This window comes from Mesorhizobium sp. B2-6-1 (genome assembly GCF_006440475.1).
Lineage (GTDB): Bacteria > Pseudomonadota > Alphaproteobacteria > Rhizobiales > Rhizobiaceae > Mesorhizobium.
Map to the genome: position 1 here is coordinate 76612 of NZ_VFUH01000009.1, position 17620 is coordinate 94231.

Annotated in this window: 15 protein-coding genes; 7 read left to right on the top strand and 8 right to left on the bottom strand. The window is 62.5% G+C overall.

The features are described from left to right. Positions 1-261: 261 nt before the first annotated feature. The gene (locus FJ443_RS19105; RefSeq protein ID WP_140494247.1) at positions 262-1794 is read left to right on the top strand and encodes a DHA2 family efflux MFS transporter permease subunit; all 1533 of its coding nucleotides are present in this window, start codon (positions 262-264) and stop codon (positions 1792-1794) included. Positions 1795-1847: 53 nt separating this feature from the next. Here the strand turns inward: FJ443_RS19105 and FJ443_RS19110 are convergent, their stop codons facing one another. Beyond that, the gene (locus tag FJ443_RS19110; RefSeq protein WP_140665372.1) at positions 1848-2354 is read right to left on the bottom strand and encodes a CAP domain-containing protein; all 507 of its coding nucleotides are present in this window, start codon (positions 2352-2354) and stop codon (positions 1848-1850) included. Positions 2355-2681: 327 nt separating this feature from the next. Here FJ443_RS19110 and FJ443_RS19115 point away from each other — a divergent pair, with 327 nt between their 5' ends. Beyond that, on the top strand, positions 2682-3506 hold the full coding sequence (locus tag FJ443_RS19115) for a DUF2189 domain-containing protein (RefSeq protein ID WP_140650058.1): 825 nt from the start codon (positions 2682-2684) through the stop codon (positions 3504-3506). A gap of 22 nt (positions 3507-3528) precedes the next feature. On the opposite strand, the gene FJ443_RS19120 is transcribed toward FJ443_RS19115, so the two are convergent. The 3 genes from FJ443_RS19120 to FJ443_RS19130 form a co-directional block, all read right to left on the bottom strand. Next, complete coding sequence (locus FJ443_RS19120; RefSeq protein WP_140494241.1) at positions 3529-4161, bottom strand: LysE family translocator; 633 nt, start codon at positions 4159-4161, stop codon at positions 3529-3531. 114 nt (positions 4162-4275) lie between these two features. Continuing rightward, positions 4276-6252 carry a TadE/TadG family type IV pilus assembly protein gene (locus FJ443_RS19125; RefSeq protein WP_181175114.1) on the bottom strand — a complete coding sequence of 659 codons (1977 nt, stop codon included), beginning with the start codon at positions 6250-6252 and terminating at the stop codon, positions 4276-4278. A 193-nt stretch (positions 6253-6445) separates the two neighbouring features. After that, entirely contained in the window at positions 6446-8371 is a 1926-nt protein-coding gene (locus FJ443_RS19130) for a pilus assembly protein (RefSeq protein ID WP_140665375.1), read from the bottom strand. A gap of 249 nt (positions 8372-8620) precedes the next feature. On the opposite strand from FJ443_RS19130, the gene FJ443_RS19135 reads away from it, so the two are divergent. Then, positions 8621-9481, top strand: a complete 861-nt coding sequence (locus tag FJ443_RS19135) for a TIGR01459 family HAD-type hydrolase (RefSeq protein ID WP_140656312.1) — start codon at positions 8621-8623, stop codon at positions 9479-9481. A gap of 6 nt (positions 9482-9487) precedes the next feature. Further along, positions 9488-10468, top strand: coding sequence for a bifunctional riboflavin kinase/FAD synthetase (locus FJ443_RS19140; RefSeq protein ID WP_140495019.1), 981 nt, complete (start codon positions 9488-9490; stop codon positions 10466-10468). Between the two features lie 43 nt (positions 10469-10511). Here FJ443_RS19140 and FJ443_RS19145 read toward each other — a convergent pair whose 3' ends face one another. Next, positions 10512-11066, bottom strand: a complete 555-nt coding sequence (locus FJ443_RS19145) for an HdeD family acid-resistance protein (protein WP_140494237.1) — start codon at positions 11064-11066, stop codon at positions 10512-10514. 227 nt (positions 11067-11293) lie between these two features. Between FJ443_RS19145 and FJ443_RS19150 the strand changes: the two genes are divergently transcribed. Next, complete coding sequence (locus tag FJ443_RS19150; RefSeq protein ID WP_224519163.1) at positions 11294-12064, top strand: MipA/OmpV family protein; 771 nt, start codon at positions 11294-11296, stop codon at positions 12062-12064. Positions 12065-12076: 12 nt separating this feature from the next. On the opposite strand, the gene FJ443_RS19155 is transcribed toward FJ443_RS19150, so the two are convergent. Together FJ443_RS19155 and FJ443_RS19160 are read right to left on the bottom strand one after the other, a co-directional pair. Beyond that, positions 12077-12511 carry an RES family NAD+ phosphorylase gene (locus tag FJ443_RS19155; RefSeq protein WP_140665377.1) on the bottom strand — a complete coding sequence of 145 codons (435 nt, stop codon included), beginning with the start codon at positions 12509-12511 and terminating at the stop codon, positions 12077-12079. A 2-nt stretch (positions 12512-12513) separates the two neighbouring features. After that, the gene (locus FJ443_RS19160) at positions 12514-12957 is read right to left on the bottom strand and encodes an antitoxin Xre/MbcA/ParS toxin-binding domain-containing protein (protein ID WP_140494231.1); all 444 of its coding nucleotides are present in this window, start codon (positions 12955-12957) and stop codon (positions 12514-12516) included. A 296-nt stretch (positions 12958-13253) separates the two neighbouring features. Between FJ443_RS19160 and ileS the strand changes: the two genes are divergently transcribed. Together ileS and FJ443_RS19170 are read left to right on the top strand one after the other, a co-directional pair. After that, entirely contained in the window at positions 13254-16217 is a 2964-nt protein-coding gene (gene ileS, locus FJ443_RS19165; RefSeq protein WP_140665380.1) for an isoleucine--tRNA ligase, read from the top strand. A 202-nt stretch (positions 16218-16419) separates the two neighbouring features. Next, positions 16420-17097 carry a hypothetical protein gene (locus FJ443_RS19170; protein ID WP_140494227.1) on the top strand — a complete coding sequence of 226 codons (678 nt, stop codon included), beginning with the start codon at positions 16420-16422 and terminating at the stop codon, positions 17095-17097. A gap of 43 nt (positions 17098-17140) precedes the next feature. Here the strand turns inward: FJ443_RS19170 and FJ443_RS19175 are convergent, their stop codons facing one another. Further along, on the bottom strand, positions 17141-17590 hold the full coding sequence (locus FJ443_RS19175) for a nucleoside deaminase (RefSeq protein WP_140515808.1): 450 nt from the start codon (positions 17588-17590) through the stop codon (positions 17141-17143). Positions 17591-17620: the final 30 nt, after the last annotated feature.

The window sequence follows — 17620 nt, forward strand, 5'->3', positions numbered from 1 at the left end:
GATTGGTCTGATGGGAGGAGTTGAAGGGGCAGCCTTCGGGGCAAACCGCATCGCGGCTTGATCGAAAGCTGAAATCTTCGACACGGACCCGTCGGTCCTCATGTTTCCGGGCGGCAGGCATCCGCTCAATCGAGACTTTCGGTCGATGTAACCCCCACATCGATAATCGCGTCCCACCGCGATGAGGGTCTCTCAACGGAAGGCTTTGCCGCCCGGAAACCCTGTGTACACGTTTTTGTTACCGGCTGGAAGTTCCGCATTATGAGCACGCCAGAACCTTTCAAAGAAGTGCCGCATCGTGGCCTGATCACGGTTGCGCTCATGCTGGCGACGATCATGCAGGCGCTCGACACCACGATCGCCAACGTCGCGCTACCGACCATGACCGGCGATCTCGGCGCCTCGCCCGACAACATCAACTGGGTGCTGACCTCCTACATCGTGGCGGCGGCGATCATGACGCCGGTCACCGGCTGGCTTGCGGACCGTTTCGGCCGCAAGGAACTGTTCCTGACGGCGGTGGTCGGCTTCACCATCTTCTCGATGCTGTGCGGCCTGGCCTGGAGCCTTGAAACCATTGTGTTGTTCCGGCTCATGCAAGGCGTGTTCGGCGCCGCGATCGTGCCCCTGTCGCAGACCTTCCTGCTCGACATCAACCCGAAGGAACGCCACGGCCAGGCAATGGCCATCTGGGGCGCCGGCATCATGCTGGGGCCGATTCTGGGTCCCACGCTTGGTGGCTGGCTGACCGAGAATTTCAGCTGGCGCTGGGTGTTCTTTATCAACCTGCCGGTCGGCATCGTCGCCTTCCTCGGCATGGCCGCTTATCTGCCGGCCATTGCGCGGCGGGTGCGAAGCTTCGATTTCTTCGGCTTCGCCATGATATCGCTCGGCGTCGGCGCTCTGCAGCTGCTGCTCGATCGTGGTGGCGAGGTCGACTGGTTCTCGTCGGTCGAGATCTGGATCGAGCTTGGCCTTTCGATAACCGGCTTCTGGGTGTTCATCATCCACACGATGACGGCAGAGCATCCCTTCATCGACCCCAAGATCTTCCTCGACCGCAATTTCGTGACCGGGCTGGCGTTCATCTTCGTCATGGGCGTGCTCATCCTGGCGAGCATGTCGCTGCTGCCGCCGATGCTGTCGACCATCTTCGGCTATCCGACCATCACCATCGGCATCGTGATCGGGCCGCGCGGCGTGGGGACGATGATCTCGATGCTCGTCGTCGGCCGGCTCATGAGCAAGGTCGACGCCAGAATCCTCGTCGTCATCGGCTTCCTCCTGACCGCGCAGTCGCTCTACACGATGGCCGGCTTCTCGCCCCAGATGGACAACTGGCTGATCATCACTTCCGGCATCATCCAGGGCCTGGGAATGGGAATGGTATTCGTGCCGCTGTCGACGGTGGCCTTCGCCACGCTTGACGTACGCTTCCGCACCGATGCCACGGCTTTGTTCAGCCTTGTGCGCAACCTCGGCTCGTCCATCGGCGTATCGGTCGTGACGGTGCTCATGGTGCGCAATACACAGATAAATCACGCCGAGCTTTCCACCTTTATCAATCCGTTCAACCCCAATCTGTGGGCGGTTTCGCCGGCGGCGGCCGGCGGCGACCAGATGGCATTGTCCCAGGTCGACAGGATGGTGAACATCCAGGCGATGATGATCTCTTACGTCAACGACTTCAAAATCCTGATGATAATGACGCTGGCCGCCATTCCGTTCGTGATCCTGCTGCGCAAGCCGAAGACGGCGCCGGCTGGCGGCGCGCCGGCGGCACATATGGATTGATATTCGCCGACGGCTGTCCGCTGCCGGCGATGCCGCTGCCGGCGATGGCTTTGCTACCTTCCGAGCACCAGGGCCCAGTAGCGGAGGCTGGGGTCGCGGCCGTCGCGGACATAGGCAAGCCCGAAACGACTGAAGTCCGGGTCGAGTATGTTGCGCCGGTGGCCGGTCGAATGCATCCAGATATCGAACAGTTTCTGCTGGTCGAAGCGGCCTTCGGCGATGTTCTCGGCCGCAGCGCCGTGCACGCTATTGTCCTTCATGCGCGAGGCGAAATCCTTGCCCCAGCCGGTGGTGTGACTCATGCGCGTCCGCGACGCCATGTAGCCGGCCTGCTGCAACGCTGCCTGTTCGAGCTGGGTGTCCGCGGTCAGCGGAGTCCGCCCGGCCGCAGCGCGCAAGTTGGCCAGGGTGGCCGTGGCGGAGGAAGAGACACCTGCGCCCTCACCGGTGGGCACGGAAACGGTTGTGCAGGCGGCAAGCCCGGCAATGGCCGCAAGGCCGATCAGCAAGGAGCGCCTTGTCCGGCGCGGTTCTGGAGGGAGGTCGATGACAGTGTTCATTCCTGCCTGCATAGTCGCGATCATGGCTTTTGACGGGCAAGCCGAAAAAACTGTCGAGGAAATTGATGCCTTGGCCTTCGCTGATCGCACCGCGTAGTCTTCAAACGTTCCGTTTGGCCATCCAGCTTCGAATGGCCCATCATCCGAGAAATCCGATGCCGAAGATCGCGGCTTCTGCCGGGCAGCGATGACAATCCCGTGATGGCCTGTCCGGAACCATCGAATTGGCGACAGCCCCTGGCAAATCGGGTATGCTGTTACATCTACTAGTGGCAGCTACGGGCGGCCATCACGGTGGTGACCGCCCCCGACAACGGGAGGAAGCTTATGGCCAGCTTTCATGTCATGGCGGACGCGCGTGGTATGCATGTGCAGCCCACGGTGCGCCACATCACCACATCGGACCTCTGGGATGCGCTGCGGCTCGGTGCCGAGGATTTCTGGGCAAAACCGTCTCACTACGTTTTCCTGTGCCTGATCTATCCCATCGTCGGCCTGATCCTGACGCAGTGGACGTCTGGCTCCAACGCCATTCAGCTCGCCTATCCCTTGATGTCGGGTTTCGCCCTTGTCGGCCCTTTCGCCGCGCTCGGCCTCTACGAGATCAGCCGCCGGCGCGAGCTCGGCATGAACACCAACTGGCGGCATGCCCTCGATGTCCGCCACTCGCCGGCGGTGCCTTCGATCGCGGTCATCGGCATCATGCTGTTCGTGCTGTTCCTGTTGTGGCTGTTCACCGCGCAGTCGATCTACACCAGCCTGTTCGGCGACCAGCCGCCGGCTTCGATCGGCGCCTTTGTCCGCGACGTGCTGACGACCAGCAAGGGCTGGACGTTGATCCTTCTCGGCAACGCCGCCGGCTTCGTTTTCGCCGTGATCGTGTTGGCCACCACTGTCGTCGCCTTCCCGCTGCTGCTCGACCGTGACGTCGGCGCCGTTTCGGCCATAGAAACCTCGGCGCGCGCGGTGATGGCAAATCCGCTGCAGATGGCTCTTTGGGGCCTGACGGTCGCGGTGCTGCTGGTGATCGGTTCGATCCCGCTGTTTGCCGGGCTCGCGGTCGTTATGCCCATCCTTGGCCATGCCACCTGGCACCTCTACCGCAAGGTGGTGGAACCGGAGCGGACGCAGCAGACAAGGCGGCCGATGTAGACCAACGCCGGGACCGCCGCCCTCAGCGCTGTGCGTCGGTCGCCATCTTCAGCGCCAGCGCCGTCAGCACCCCTCCCATCATCCAGCGCTGGATGACCAGCCACAAAGGCCGCCCGGCGAGAAACGCGGCGATCGAGCCGGCCGTCACCGCGATGATGGCATTCACGGTCAGGCTGATCGAAATCTGCGTCGCGCCGAGCACAAGAAGCTGAGACAGGACATGGCCTTTGCCAATGCTGATGAATTGCGGCAGCAGCGACAGATAGAGCACCGCCACCTTCGGATTGAGCAGATTGGTCATCAGGCCCATGGCGAACAGCTTGCGCGGCCCGTCTTTCGGCAGGTCGCGCACCTGGAATGGCGAGCGTCCGCCCGGCTTCACGGCCTGCCAGGCCAGCCACAGGAGATAGAGCACGCCGGCAAAGCGCAGCGCGTCATAGGCGAAGGGTACGGCCAGCAGCAGCGCCGTGATTCCGAATGCCGCCGACAGCACATAGAAGAGAAAACCGACGGCGACCCCGCCAAGCGAGATCAACCCGGCCTTCGGCCCTTGCGACAGGGAGCGCGAGATCAGGTAGATCATGTTTGGACCCGGCGTCAGCACCATGCCCAGGCAGACCAGCGCGAAGGCGAGGTGGTTGGCGGTATCGGGCATTGTTCGTTCCCAGGCGTGCCGCGATGGATGCGATCCAGCGTGCAGCCATTATGTGCCCGTTGCGGCAGGCGCCCACAAGGGCTTGGCGGCGTCGGGCGTTGCGCCAGAGTTCGGTTAACCGACCACGCGCAGGTTCGACAATTCGTTGCCGATTTCCTTGAAATCGTTGGACAGGCTGGCGCCCGTCGCATTCCAGAACAGCTTGGCGGGTTTGCTCGGGTCCGCCGGGTCCTTGCGGAAGCGCGAGACCGACGAGCATGATTTCAGCGCATCGATGGCGTTCTTGTCGGTGGTCTTGGTCGTGGACAGGTCGAGAGCCACCGTCATCACCATGATGTCGGCCGCCTTGGCGTTGTTGCAAAGCGTCGTCATCTGCTCGTTGAGCGCGCTGGTGTAATTGCCGTTCGAATAGTCGAACTGGCCGATGGCGCTCGATGTGCCCATGAACAGGCGCCCGACCGAGGTGCCGGCATAGCCGGGCTTGAGATAGCCGTAGGACGCGTAGGTCGACTTCGAATCGGCGGGGTCGGAATAGCTGAGCGAAGACGGCGTGTAATAGGTGTTGGCGCCGTCGGTCAGCACGATCACCACCTTGTCGTTGCCTTTTTCTGTTTCCGGGCGCCCCTGCGTGAACGGCTCGCCGCTCGAGACCACCCGCCAGCCCCAGCCCATGCCCTCGGGAACATTGGTGCCGCCATCCGGCTGCATCAGGTCGATCGCGGCTTTGATCGTGGCGAGCCCATCGGCGACGCTGACGTCGGTCAGCGGCGTGATCGGGTTGGTGGTGCAACTGTAGTTCGGGCCGTTGCCTGCGGGCAATACCGGCGCATCGATCGGCCGCGGCTGGAAATATTTGGTCATGTTGCGCAGCCGGGCTTGGCCGCTGCTGCTCGAAGGATCGTCGTTCCACCAGCTGTTGATGGCGCCGTAGGTCTTTGGTGCGGCTTCGTTGGGATCCTGGGTGATCTTCCAGTGATTGCCGGGTTCATCCGGGGCGAACATCGGCACGAACATCGTCGCCGGATCGCCCACGCCTATCCCGGTGTTGGCCGAGCCGCCGGACGGCGGGGCGTCGTTGACATTGTAGGGGTAGGGCCGGGCTTCGACACAGCCTTGCCAGCTGGCGAACGGACCGTAGGAATCGACATAGTCGTATGCGTCGTAACTGCGCTTGCAGGTATTGTTCCAGTTGTATTCAGCACAAACAACGTGCTTGCTGTTTTTAACACGCTCATGGCTGGTGACGACCTTCATGTCGCGGTAGAGCGAAAACCGGGTCAGCATCTGGCCTTCCTCGTCGCCCCAGCCGGTGCCGCGTTTGTACCAGATGCCGTTGGTCTGCTGGGCGTATTTGTTGGCGGCGTTCAGCGTCGACCAGTCGAAATTCTCGCTCGACACCGGTGACAGGCCCTCGGTGTCCATCCAGGACGCATTGCCATTGCCAGGACCGACATTGACCGAGGCGGCAAAGGGTACGAGGCCGAACTGCACCGGCTTGTCGACCTGCTTGATCATCGCGGCCTGTTGGGCAAGCGTGTCGACCAACTGCTTCGCCGCGGTCTTGAGGAGATCGATGCGCTTCTGCCCCGAGCCGGTTCCGGGCGTGACCATCGATCCGGAATTGTCGAGCACTAGCGCCACTTCGAGCGTGTTCTTCAGCCGCACCTCCGAGCACGCGGTGAAGCCGATATTGGTGGCGCCGGTGCCGCCGAGCAGTATCTTCGCCGTTGGCAGGAAGTAAGGATTATAGGTCAAGGTGCCGCAAAGCTTCATTGTTCCGCCGCCAGCGGCGTTGCTGGGCAAAGTGAGGTTGAGCGTCGTGTTGGCGGCATCGACATCGTTCAGATTGGCGTTGAAGAAGTCGAGCGCATAGGCCCTCAGCTGGTCGTCGGTGGCGCCTTCCGTCAGGCGGCGTGCCGTGGCGAAGTTGGCGGCGTCGAGCGCGTTCAACACCGTCTGCTTTTGGCGGTTCATTTCCGTGAAGTCGACCGCGAGCGCCAGCCCGCCCATCAGCGGGACCATCGCGAAGGCCGTCATGAGAGCATAGTTGCCGCGCCTGTCGCGGCGGAACTGACGCCAGATTTCACGCATGTCTTGCAGCGGCCCCCGCCGGCGGATTCTCGTTCGACGCCAGCTTTCCACAAAACGCTGAAGGACGGGTTTGGGAAACCGCTCGATTGCTTGGTTCGCGCTTCACCAAGCACTAACCAATCTGGAGCGACCCCTGGTGCCGTCCAGAACGACGCCCCGCTGGATGCAGAGCGTCGACGTGGAATTCGTCGGATCAGCTGACGATGCGCAGGTTGGACAGCTCGTTGCCGATCGCCTTGAAATCGTCGGACAGCGTTGCGCCCGTCGAATTCCAGAACAGCTTCATCGGCTTGCTCGGATCGGTCTTGTCCTTGCTGAAGCGGGAATCAGAAGAACAGGCCTTCAGCGCATCCATCTGCGTTTTCTCCGCCGTCTTGGTGGCGTCCAGATCAAGCGCGATGGTCATGACCATGACCCCGGCGGCCTTGGCGTTATTGCAGAGCGCGGTGAAATGCTCGTTCATGGCCTTAGTGTAGTTGGCGTTGCTGTAGTCGTCCTTGGTGACATCCGTTCCGAGGAACATGCGGCCGTAGCTGTAGCCGTTGCTGTAGGGAACGACGTAACCGAGAGCCGAATAGATCGCCTTGCTGCCAGCCAGGTCGTTACCGCCAGAATTCCAATTGGTTCCAGAGTAGGTCTGCGCCGTCACCGAGGTCGGCGTGTAGTAGGTGTTGGCGCCGTCGGTCAGCACGATCAGTACTTTGTCGTTGCCTCTTTCCGTTTCGGGCCGGCCCTCGGTGAAAGGTGCGGTGCTGGAAAGGGTCCGCCAGCCCCAGGCCATGCCTTCCGGAACGTTGGTGGCGCCGTCGTCGGCCATGGCATCGATGGCGTTCTTGATCAAAGTTGCGCCGGCTGTCGTGGAAACATCGGTCAGTGGCGTGATTGCCGTCGTGCTGCAGCTTGTATTCGGCCCGGCGTCCATGCCGTAGGCCGGCGTGACCTTGTTCACCCAGTCGAAATATTTTGGCATGTAGCGCTGGCGTGCGGCGTCGGACGCGCCTGAACTCACTGGGGCGTCGACATCCCAATTGTTATTGGCTGGCCTTGAAGAGCTATCGACGCGGTCGGTTTCGTCGGGCGCGAACATCGGCACGAAAAGCGTTGCAGGCAGTGTTGTCGATGCAGCTGTGTCCTGGATATTGTATGGATATGGGCGCGACTCGACGCAGCCACCCCAACTCGCGACCGGCGCATAGGTGAAGGTCGCGTTCGATGCACAAGTACCGTCCCAATTCTTGAGACTGCACGCTGAAATGCGTTTCATCTGTTTGTAGATCGAGAACCGGGTCAGCGGCTGGTCTTTCTGGCTCGCGTCCCAGCCGGTGCCTTTCGCATACCAGATGCCGGCGATGTTTTGCGCGTATTTGGTCGTCCCCCACGGCGACTTTTCCTGCGTCATGGTGTTCGTCCAGTCGAAATTCTCATGATGGATAGGCGATATGCCGGTCGTGTCCATCCACGCCGCCGAAGCGTTGCCCGCACCGACATTCACCGAGGCGGCAAAGGGAACGAGGCTGAACTGGACCGGCTTGGTGACCTGTCTCATCTGCTGGGCCTGGCCGGCCAACTGGTCGACCAACTGCTTGGCGGCGCTCTTGAGAAGGTCGAACCGCACCTTGTTCGAGCCTTTGCCGAGCTCCTTCATCGAACCGGAATTATCAAGCACCAGCGACACTTCCAGCGTGTTCTTCAGGCGCACTTCGGAGCAGGTGCTGAAGCCGATATCGGTGCTGCCGGCGCTGCCGCCCAGCAGTAGTTTAGCCGTCGGCTCGAAATAGGGCTTGTAGACCAAGGTCGCGCAGAGCTTCAGCGTCCCGCCGCCTGTGTTGTTGTTGGGCAGCGTCACGGCCAGCGTGGTGTTGGCCGGATCGATATGCGCGAGATTGGCTTCGAAGAAATTCTTGGCATAGGCCACCGCGTCGGCTTCGCTGGCGCCGGCAACGATCTGCTGGGCCGTGGCGAAGCCGGCCGCGTCCAAGGCATTCAAGGCGTTTTGCCTTTGGCCCACCATTTCCGTATAGTCGACGGCGATAGCCACGGCGCCCATCAGCGGCACCATGGCGAGCACGGTCATCAGCGCATAGTTGCCACGCCGGTCGCGTCCGAATCTTCGGATCATTGTCACAGCTGCCCCGCCAAATCGATAGTCAGTGGGGACGGTGTCATAAATCGTTAAATTTCAGGTTTCTGGAATATGTCCAAGGTCAGGCTGCATTTTCAAAGCTCGTTAACCAACCAGTGAACGGTGGTGGATGTCGGTACAGGCGGGCGAAAGCTGGTGACAGGCTGGGCCGGTTCGGATAATTCCAACCGGCTGCGGCGAACCGTCGGCTGCGGCACCGCAACGATCATGACTGAAGGATACGGCATGGCGGCCTCGCCTGACATCATCGGTTCGCTCGAAGACGTGTCGAAGAACTATTCGGCCATTCTCTGCGATGTCTGGGGCGTGGTGCACAATGGCGAAACGCATTTTCCCGCGGCTGCGTCGGCGCTGGCGGCTGCCCGTACGGCCGGCATTCCCGTCGTCCTGATCACCAATTCGCCGCGCCGCAGCGCCGACGTCGTGGCCCAGATGAACGTCATCGGCGTTCCCCCATGGGCCTACGACCGCGTGGTCACCTCGGGCGACGTGACCCGCGACCTGATCGTGGAAGGCCCGCGAAAGATCTTCCATGTCGGCGCCGAGCGAGACTTGACCCTCTATGACGGGCTCGACGTCGATCTCGTCGAGGAGTTCGAGGCATCCGGCGTCGTCTGCACCGGCCTGTTCGATGACGAAGTGGAGAAGCCCGAAGATTATGCGGAGCTGCTGCGGCGGCTGCGCGCCAGGAACCTGCCTTTCATCTGCGCCAACCCGGATATCATGGTCGAGCGCGGCGAACGCATCATCTGGTGCGCCGGCGCCCTGGCGCGCGACTACGCACAGCTCGGCGGCCGCACGCTGATCGCCGGAAAACCTTATGCGCCGGTCTATGATGTGGCGATGAAGGAGGTGGCGGAGATCCTTGGCCGGCCGGTCGAGCGCCGCCAGGTGCTGGCCATCGGCGACGGCATGCTGACCGATATCAAGGGCGCGGCCGACAACGGTTTCGACGTTCTCTATGTCTCAGGCGGCATTCATGCCCGCGACTATGGCGATGCATCGCAACCGGATCCCGCAAGGCTCGCCGCGTTTCTTGACAGGCACGGCTATCATCCAGTGGCCGTCATTCCCAGGCTGCGGTAGATGGCGATGGACGCTTTCCAGCACCTTTCGGCAACCGCTCCGCTGCCCGCCGATTTGCGCGGCGGCGTTGTCGCGATCGGCAATTTCGACGGTGTCCATCGCGGTCATCAGGCGGTGCTCGAACGGGCATTGGCGGAGGCGCGGCGGCGTGGCGTGCCGGCGCTGGTGCTGACTTTCGAACCGCACCCGCGAAAGATATTCAGGCCCGAGATACCGCTGTTCGTGCTGACGCCGCCGCCGATGAAGGCGCGGCTCCTGTCGCTGCTGGGCTTTGCCGCGCTCGTCGAACAGCCTTTCACGCGCGACTTCGCCTCGCTATCGGCGGAAGCCTTCGTGACCGACGTGCTTGAGAGAACGCTTGGCATCACCCATGCCGTGACCGGCTTCGATTTCCATTTCGGCAAGGACCGCCAGGGCGGGCCGGCCTATCTGATGGCGGCTGGCGAGCGCCATGGCTTCGGCGTCACGCTGGTCGATGCATTTCGGGACGAAAGCGCCGAGGTGGTTTCATCGAGCCGCATCCGCGCCTTGCTTTGCGAAGGCGCGGTGGCCGAGGCCGCCGGCCTGCTCGGCTATCGCTTCACGGTGGAGAGCGAAGTCGTGGGCGGCCAGAAACTGGGGCGAACGCTCGGCTTTCCGACCGCCAACATGAGGCTTCCCGCCGAGGCCACCCTCAGGGAAGGCATCTATGCCGTTCGCTTTCGCCGCGCCGACGGAAGGCTGCATGATGGCGTTGCCAGCTTTGGCCGCCGTCCGACCGTCGACGATGATGGCGCGCCGCTTCTGGAAACCTTCGTCTTCGATTTTTCCGGTGACCTCTATGGCGAGATCTGCCAGGTGTCGTTCTTCGGTTACCTGCGCAGCGAGGTGAAGTTCGACGGGCTTGATGCGCTGGTCGCGCAGATGAAGCGCGACGAGGCTGAGGCGAGAGCACTGCTGGCCGGCGTCAAGCCACTTTCGCAACTCGACGCGGCCATGGCTTTTTGAAGCATGGTCCGGTTTTCGGGTTAGATCATGCTCGAATCAGACGTTACTTTTTCAGCGCCAGACCGACGGCGATGAAGGTCCAGCCCTGGAAGATCAGGTCGATTGCCAGGAACAGGCCGAGCACCCATACGCTGTTGACCGGCCAGCCCATGGCTATGATCAATCCTGCGATCGCGCTGATGGCGCCGGCCGCGACGATCCAGCCCCAGCCGCGCTCAGGCCGGTGGCTGTAGCCGACCCAAGCGCGCAGCACGCCGGAAGCGACGAGCGCGACGGCCAGCAGGAAGGTCAGCACCGCCGAGGCCAGCAGCGGGTTGTCGAAGGCGAAAAAGCCCGCGACCGCGTAGAGCAATCCGCTGAGCAGCCAGTAGAAGAAGCGGCCCCACGTCTTGACCCCGAAGGCATGCATGATCTCGATGATGCCGGCCACCAGCATCAGCCACCCCACGACATAGACGGAAGCCACCGTGGCAATGAAGAGGTTGCCGAACGCAATGCCGCCGAGGATCAGCAGCAACACGCCCAGGCCAACAAACCACCCCCACTTTGCTCGCGTCTGTCCGATCGCGTTCTTCAGTGCATCGCCGTGCAAGGTCATGTCGCCACCTCCATCGAGGACCGCCAGCAGGGAATGAAGTTACCCTCGGTGCCGACCCGCGTCCAGCCGACGGCGGCCGGATGGTGAGCAATGCGAGCCGGACGTCTCGACCTTAAATCAAATTTTACCAAAGCCTCTTCAAAGCTGTGACCGAAAGACAGTCGTATCGTGTTAATGGGGTAGTCATGAGTCCGGTCGGGAAAATTTCTGCAGCCTTGGCTACCGTCATGCTGGCTACCTCGGGTGCGGCCGATGCCGGCGAGGGCGCCTTCGGCTGGCTGTCCGGCGATTGGTATCTGACGGTCGGCGCCACCGGCATGGTGGCGCCTAATTTCGAGGGCGGCAAGAAGTACCTGCTCAGCGCCTCGCCGATCATCTCCTTGGGCAAGGCTGGCCCGGCGGCCCGCTTCACCTCACGCAACGACAACATTTCGCTGGCGCTGGTCGATGACGGCGGCGTTCGCGCCGGCCTGACCGGCAAGTTCCTGTTCTCGCGCGACGATGGCGATGCCGACGAGTTGAAGGGCCTCGATCCGGTCCGCTGGGGCGGCGAGGTGGGCGGCTTCTTCGAATTCTATCCGACGGACTGGATACGTGCGCGTGCCGAGCTGCGGCACGGCATCCGCGCCCATAACGGCTTCGTCGCCGACATCGCCGCCGACGCCTTCTACGATGTGACGCCAACCGTCAGGATCTCTGGCGGGCCGCGCGTCTCGTTCGCCTCCGCCAAATATTTCGACGCCTATTACGGCGTCGACGCGCAGGAAGCCGTGGCCTCGGGGTTGAACCAGTATAATCCCGGCGGCGGCCTGAAATCGGTCGGCCTTGGCGGTGCGGTGACGTGGAAGGTGACCGACCCGATGACCGCCAGCCTGTTCGGGGAATATTCACGCCTCGAAGGCCCGGCCGCCGATTCCAGCCTGGTCAAGGAGCGCGGCGACCGCAACCAGTTCATGATCGGCGTATCGACGACCTATCGCTTCGATTTCAAGATGTAGCCGGTATCGGCCTTATTCCAGCAATCGCGTATCGATCTGTTGACTTGTGGTGCCGACGATGGCGATGCCTTCGCGTTCCAGCAAGGCGGGATTGAGAATATAGTTTCTGGCGAAGGGAACGATCACGCAAGGAACTTCCATGACTGGATGGCTGGCGGCACTGACAAAATCGCTGCCAATCTCGCGTGTCTTGGCCGGATTGTCTTTCCAGCCCTCGGGCAAATCGGGGACGGCAATGGAGACGCCGTCAGGCACTTCGATTTCCAGGAGCTGGAACGTGGGCGGCAAATCTTCCACGTCGACATGAACGAGAATTTCAAGAAGCGCCGTGGCGGGATGATCCGCACAGTACACAATGGCGGTGCCCTTGATGTTCCAACGGCCGGAGCTGAGCATGCCGCCCCGGCCGGACAGGTCGGCGAAGTTGGAGATACGCCATAGACGCATCGTCAGGCGAAAATGCCATAATCGATGCGATGCAGTTCCTCTTCCACCAGGGAAGCACCGGTTTCCGACTGCAGGAGCGTGATAGGCGCTTCGTTGAGCACCCGGCTGCGTTTGCGCAACCAACGTTGCGCTTTTTCGTGGTCTCCGAAAACACGATCCGCCATTGTGGAAATGCGCTCGATGCGCATGACGCGATCGGACTCGGCAATACTCAGTTTCTCATTGCGTTCTTTCCTGCGCGCCAAAGTGCGCCGCGATCCTACGATCTTGTAGATTTCGTCATTGCTGAACCCACGGTGGCGGAGTTCTTCCACCTTGGTGAAGCTGACCAGGAATTGCCCCGTTGCGGCATCCCGGACCAAGCCATCCTGCGCACGCTCGACCTTCTCCTTACGGGCGGCCCGTCTGGCAGCCGGCACGTGGACCTTGCGATGCGGATTGGACATGACGCGCCTCCGGTGCCATTTGCCCAAACATATATGCGCAATTGGCACAAGCGGCAAGGCGAGTGCCTTGGAGTTCGGGCTTTCCAAGCTGGCCCACCTCGTTTAAAAGCGCGGCCATGACAGTGGTCTCGCGTTCCGTCGCGATTACGATACGAATTACCAGCCCGGTGTTCCGGACGGCCTGAGAGCTGTCGGAGCCGCCGGGAATCTTGCGCGCGACCCCTCGCGCTTTTTCCAGATCATGATAGTTCAGGCCCGAGCTCCCTTGCCGCCGGGCAATCCACAATGGCAGACCAATGACCGATACAGCTGAAACGATCGACTATTCCAAGACGCTTTACCTGCCGCAGACGGATTTCCCGATGCGTGCCGGTTTGCCCGAGAAGGAGCCGGTGCTGGTCCAGCGCTGGCAGGAGATGGATCTCTACCGCAAGTTGCGCGAGGCCTCCGCCGGTCGCCCGAAATACGTGCTGCATGACGGCCCGCCTTATGCCAACGGCAACATCCATATCGGCCATGCGCTGAACAAGATCCTCAAGGACGTCATCAACCGCTCCTTCCAGATGCGCGGCCGCGACGCCAATTACGTGCCCGGCTGGGACTGCCACGGCCTGCCGATCGAATGGAAGATCGAGGAGCAGTACCGCGCCAAGGGCAAGAACAAGGATGAGGTGCCGGTCAACGAATTCCGCAAGGAATGCCGGGATTTCGCCGCTCACTGGATCGGCGTTCAGGGGGCGGAATTCCAGCGCCTTGGCGTCATCGGCGACTTCAAGAATCCGTATACGACCATGGCCTTCCACGCCGAGGCGCGTATCGCCGGCGAACTGTTGAAATTCGCCATGTCGGGCCAGCTCTATCGCGGCTCCAAGCCGGTGATGTGGAGTGTCGTCGAGCGCACCGCGCTCGCCGAGGCCGAGATCGAATACCAGGACTACGAGTCGGATACGATCTGGGTGAAGTTCCCCGTCGCCAGTCTGGTGCGCCCCGTCGCTGACGGAGAGGCCGCACTGACCGAGGGCGCTCTCGATCTGCTGCAGGCCCACGTCGTCATCTGGACGACGACGCCCTGGACGATCCCCGGCAACCGTGCCGTCAACTATTCGCCGCGCATCGACTACGGCCTCTACGAGGTCACGGCAGCCGAGAACGCCTTCGGCCCGCAGCCGGGCGAAAAGCTGATCTTTGCCGATACACTGGCTGAAGAGGCTTCGGTCAAGGCCAAAGTCACCTTGAATCGTCTTCGCAGCGTGTCGGCGCAAGAGCTTGGAAGTCTTACGTTTTCGCATCCCTTCAAGGGTCTTGAAGGCGGCTATGAGTTTCCGGTGCCCATGCTTGCCGGCGACCATGTCACCGATGATGCGGGCACCGGGTTCGTTCACACGGCGCCGGGCCATGGTCGCGAGGATTTCGACGCCTGGATGGACGCGGCCCCGGACCTGCGCGCGCGCGGCGTCGACACCGCGATCCCGTTCACCGTCGACGATGCCGGCTTTTTCACCAAGGACGCGCCGGGCTTCGGTCCGGATCGTGAGGGTGGCGCGGCGCGCGTCCTTGACGACAACGGCAAGAAGGGCAATGCCAACCAAGCGGTCATCGATGAGCTGATCAAGCGCAACGCGTTGTTCGCGCGCGGTCGGCTGAAACACTCCTATCCGCATTCCTGGCGGTCGAAGAAACCGGTCATCTTCCGCAACACGCCGCAATGGTTCGTTTACATGGACAAGGACCTCGGCGACGGCACGACGCTGCGCAGCCGTGCGCTGAAGGCGATCGACGACACCCGTTTCGTGCCGGGGGCGGGGCAGAACCGCATTCGCGCCATGATCGAGGAACGGCCCGACTGGGTGCTGTCGCGCCAGCGCGCCTGGGGCGTGCCGATCGCGGTCTTCGCCGACGCCGACGGCAATGTGCTCCAGGACGAGGCGGTCAACCAGCGCATCATGGACGCTTTCGAGAAAGAAGGCGCCGATGCCTGGTTCGCCGCCGGTGCCAAGGACCGTTTCCTCGGCAATCACGATGCCTCCAGATGGAAGCAGGTGACGGACATCCTCGACGTCTGGTTCGATTCAGGCTCGACCCACGTTTTCACGCTGGAGGATCGTCCGGACCTCAAATGGCCGGCCGATGTCTATCTCGAAGGCTCCGACCAGCATCGCGGCTGGTTTCACTCCTCGTTGCTCGAAAGCTGCGGCACCAGGGGCAGGGCGCCTTACGACACCGTCGTCACGCATGGCTTCACCATGGACGAGGACGGCCGCAAGATGTCGAAGTCACTCGGCAACACCGTCGTCCCGCAGGACGTGATCAAGCAATCCGGCGCTGATATCCTGCGGCTCTGGGTGGTGACGACCGACTATTGGGAAGACCAGCGACTCGGCAAGAACGTGCTGCAGACCAACATCGACGCCTACCGCAAGCTGCGCAACACCATCCGCTGGATGCTGGGCACGCTCGCCCATGACGATGGCGAGGAGGTGCCGCTGGAAGGGATGCCGGAGCTGGAACGGCTGATGCTGCATCGCCTCGCCGAACTCGATGAGGTGGTGCGCCAGGGCTACGATGCCTTCGAGTTCAAGCGCATCACCCGTGCGCTCCTCGATTTCATGGTGGTCGAGCTGTCGGCCTTCTATTTCGATATCCGCAAGGACGCGCTCTACTGCGATGCGCCGTCGAGCGCCAAGCGCAAGGCCTCGGTGCAGGTGGTGCGCCACCTTTTCGACTGTCTGGTGAGATGGCTGGCGCCGATGCTGCCCTTCACCATGGAAGAGGCCTGGCTCGACCGCCATCCCGATGCCGTCTCGGTGCATCTCGACCAGTTCCCGGCGATCCCGGAAAACTGGAAGAACGAGGCGCTGGCGGAGAAATGGCGTAAAGTGCGGCAGGTGCGCCGCGTCGTCACCGGTGCGCTGGAAATCGCGCGTGCCCAGAAGGTGATCGGCTCGTCGCTGGAAGCGGTGCCGGTCGTTACCATCGACGATGCGGCGCTCGAAGCCGCGATATCGGATGTCGACATGGCCGAGATGGCGATCACCAGCGATCTCGTCATCGCCCATGGCGAGGCGCAACAAGGCGCCTTCACGCTCGAAGACGTGAAGGGCGTCGCCGTGGTGATCGAAAAGGCCGAGGACCGCGGCCTGGTCAAATGCGCGCGGTCGTGGCGTTACACCGCCGATGTCGGGCAGGACGCTGCGTTTCCCGATGTCTCGGCGCGCGACGCCGCCGTGCTGCATGAGCTTAGGGCGCTCGGCCGGCTTTGAAGGCCAGGCATATCGGTGCACAAATGCCACGCCGGGCGGCGCAAATCCGTCCGTGCGTTGCCCTTAACGAGTGGTTGAGGTAAACACGCGAAACTCCGGAAGACAAATTGTCGCCGGATTTTCGTCGCAAGTGCTTGGACACGGGGACCGGACCTTGGGGCCGGCGGCGATCGAGAGGCTGTCTAGAGTGGGACTTTTTGGCATGACCGAGAGATTTAACGCGCGCCTCGCGCTGTTGGCGCCGCTTGTCGCATCGGGGCTCGCTCTGTCCGGATGTGTCGGTTCTCCGACCTACGGCACCGACAAGACCGCCGGCGAACAATTGGCCGGCGATCTCACGGGCGCTTTTTCGTTCGCGCCGAAGCGGAAGGAACACATCGATTACAAGCCGCGTCCGACCCTGGTGAAGCCGGCGCCTGGTCAGAAGGAAGCGCTGCCGGCGCCACAGGATAGCATCGAGACCGCAAGCGCCGAATGGCCCGAATCGCCCGAGCAGCGCCGTGCCCGCCTGCGCGCCGACGCCACCGCACACCAGGATGATCCGTCCTACCAGTCGCAGATCGTCGACGACGTGCAGACGGATCCCGCCTCGGTGAAGAAGGCGATGGAAGAATCTGGCTCGAGTCACCCGCCGCGTTGGACGCCTGCCGATTCCGACAAGGGCCGCGCCGCCGATATCCAGCGCCGCCTTGCCGAAAGCAAGCAGGGCGATCCGAATACCCGCAAATATCTGAGCGAACCGCCCCTTGCCTATCGCGTCGCATCCGGCACGGCGCCGCAAAACGAACTCGGCGAAGACGAGTACAAAAAGGAACGCCGCCTGAAGAGAGAGGCGGAAGGCAAGAAGGGTGGCTGGTTCGACTGGCTGCCGTCCCTGTAAAAAGCGGGGCGCATTTGCTTTGCTGACGGGTATCGCATCCCGTTCAGTCGCGGCGTTCCCGAAAGAAATCCTTCAGCAGCAGGGCCGATTCGGCGTCCGCGATGCCCGCATAGATGTCGGGCGTGTGATGGCAGGTCGGCGAAGCGAAGAAGCGCACGCCGTTGACCACCGCGCCGCCCTTTTCGTCCGCGGCGCCAAAGTAGAGCCGGCGCAACCTGGCGAAGGAGATGGCGCCGGCGCACATGGCGCAAGGCTCCAGCGTCACATAGAGATCGTGTCCGGTGAGCCGCTCGCTCGACAGCCTTCGGCAGGCTTCGCGGATGGCCAGCATCTCGGCATGGGCCGTGGGATCGGCAAGCTCCCGGGTGCGGTTGCCGGCACTGGCCACGACCGTGCCGGCGCTGGCGATGACGGCGCCGACCGGCACTTCGCCGCGCGAGGCTGCCGCTTGCGCCTCCTCCAGCGCCAGCGCCATGAAATCGGGCCGCTTCACGCGGGTTTCCATTCCGATTATCTCCTCGCC

Coding starts and splice junctions, on each gene's coding strand:
- FJ443_RS19105 (WP_140494247.1), top strand. CDS start 262: ATGAGCACGCCAGAACCTTTCAAAGAAGTGCCGCATCGTGGCCTGATC.
- FJ443_RS19110 (WP_140665372.1), bottom strand. CDS start 2,354: ATGAACACTGTCATCGACCTCCCTCCAGAACCGCGCCGGACAAGGCGC.
- FJ443_RS19115 (WP_140650058.1), top strand. CDS start 2,682: ATGGCCAGCTTTCATGTCATGGCGGACGCGCGTGGTATGCATGTGCAG.
- FJ443_RS19120 (WP_140494241.1), bottom strand. CDS start 4,161: ATGCCCGATACCGCCAACCACCTCGCCTTCGCGCTGGTCTGCCTGGGC.
- FJ443_RS19125 (WP_181175114.1), bottom strand. CDS start 6,252: ATGCGTGAAATCTGGCGTCAGTTCCGCCGCGACAGGCGCGGCAACTAT.
- FJ443_RS19130 (WP_140665375.1), bottom strand. CDS start 8,371: ATGATCCGAAGATTCGGACGCGACCGGCGTGGCAACTATGCGCTGATG.
- FJ443_RS19135 (WP_140656312.1), top strand. CDS start 8,621: ATGGCGGCCTCGCCTGACATCATCGGTTCGCTCGAAGACGTGTCGAAG.
- FJ443_RS19140 (WP_140495019.1), top strand. CDS start 9,488: ATGGACGCTTTCCAGCACCTTTCGGCAACCGCTCCGCTGCCCGCCGAT.
- FJ443_RS19145 (WP_140494237.1), bottom strand. CDS start 11,066: ATGACCTTGCACGGCGATGCACTGAAGAACGCGATCGGACAGACGCGA.
- FJ443_RS19150 (WP_224519163.1), top strand. CDS start 11,294: ATGCTGGCTACCTCGGGTGCGGCCGATGCCGGCGAGGGCGCCTTCGGC.
- FJ443_RS19155 (WP_140665377.1), bottom strand. CDS start 12,511: ATGCGTCTATGGCGTATCTCCAACTTCGCCGACCTGTCCGGCCGGGGC.
- FJ443_RS19160 (WP_140494231.1), bottom strand. CDS start 12,957: ATGTCCAATCCGCATCGCAAGGTCCACGTGCCGGCTGCCAGACGGGCC.
- ileS (WP_140665380.1), top strand. CDS start 13,254: ATGACCGATACAGCTGAAACGATCGACTATTCCAAGACGCTTTACCTG.
- FJ443_RS19170 (WP_140494227.1), top strand. CDS start 16,420: ATGACCGAGAGATTTAACGCGCGCCTCGCGCTGTTGGCGCCGCTTGTC.